The organism is Inquilinus limosus DSM 16000, from assembly GCF_000423185.1.
GTDB lineage: Bacteria > Pseudomonadota > Alphaproteobacteria > DSM-16000 > Inquilinaceae > Inquilinus > Inquilinus limosus.
The window spans coordinates 1-1,100 of the sequence record NZ_AUHM01000069.1 but is presented as its reverse complement, the minus strand read 5'-3'; the positions used below and the strand labels follow the sequence as shown (position 1 = coordinate 1,100).

The 1,100-nt window shown below is 56.8% G+C and carries 1 protein-coding gene; it reads left to right on the top strand.

Annotated elements, in window-relative coordinates; genetic code table 11:
* Window positions 1–511 precede the first annotated feature (511 nt).
* Window positions 512–847 carry a hypothetical protein gene (locus G537_RS44070; protein WP_155888842.1) on the top strand — a complete coding sequence of 112 codons (336 nt, stop codon included), beginning with the start codon at window positions 512–514 and terminating at the stop codon, window positions 845–847.
* Window positions 848–1,100 lie beyond the last annotated feature (253 nt).

Here is a 1,100-nt window from a genome sequence, read left to right as displayed (position 1 = left end):
TGTCGATCTCGACCACCTCGCGCAGCTTCTCCAGCGCCCATCCCGTCCAGTTCAGGTCGGGATCGGTCGGCCGGGCCTCGCCCGCCTCGCCATCGCTCTGTGCCATGTCCATGGAACATATCATGAACAAGGATGCGAGTTAACGCAACCGGAACATTCTGTCCGCTACGCAACCAGCAAGACGATCGTCGGCAGCACCATCCGTGCCGGTTCAACGTCATCCGTGGGACATAGCCGGGCGCGGCTTTGGCAGAGCGCCGGTGATCCGGAATGGGCGGGAGCGGACCTGAGGAGGAGGTACAGCGGCGCTGCGCCTTCTGACTGCAAAGGGTGAACAGCGGGCATTGCGCCGGGCTCCCGGGAGCGGACATGACCGCACGCGACCCGTCGCGGACTTCGAAGGCTCAACGGACCGCCCAGCCCGTGTTCGGGCATTTTTCAGTGGCGCAAGGAACATGCGCTCGGCAGTCGCGAGTGATATCATTCGTCGAGATGCTTCCGGGGGAAGGAAATGCAAATCGTAAGACTATCGTTAATGGTCTTATTAACCGTTCCAACTATCAGTTCATGTGCCTCCGGCCAAAGCAGAAGCAAATCTGATGCTGATGTCGTGGCGCAAAATTACATCGCTGCAAATTGTAAGAAGTTTGTTCTCAATGGCGCTCGCGTAGATGCGGAAGATTATGGAGAGGAAATCGTCATAACTATGGTTCCGGGCGACATTGATGAAGCAGAAAGGCAGGCAAAACAGCTAGGTGGTTTTCTGTTAGATCCGGAGATAATTTTCCTATTCAAGAAGAATCCATTGAAGATCCTTGGAGTCAGAGGATGCAGGAAGTACGCCTAAACGCCCCTCCTATTTGGATAGCGGACGCAAGGCCTCAGAGAAACGTATAGCAACGGTCTGTTTTTCCGCCCATCTCCGTCAGCCGAGTCGGTGGTGGCGGCCCCAAACCGGCCGTCGCGGCCATGCTTGAGAGCGGACATGACCGTACCCGACCTATTGGAGACACGCGAACTGCGGCGTAAGGTGAGACGATGAAGATCCAGCGGAGCACGATGGAACATGTTGAGCCGTGGGCGCGGTTACGTGCTGCACT

What these genes read in the sequence shown, in the direction of transcription:
- G537_RS44070 (WP_155888842.1), top strand. Translation starts at nt 512, where the DNA reads ATGCAAATCGTAAGACTATCGTTAATGGTCTTATTAACCGTTCCAACT.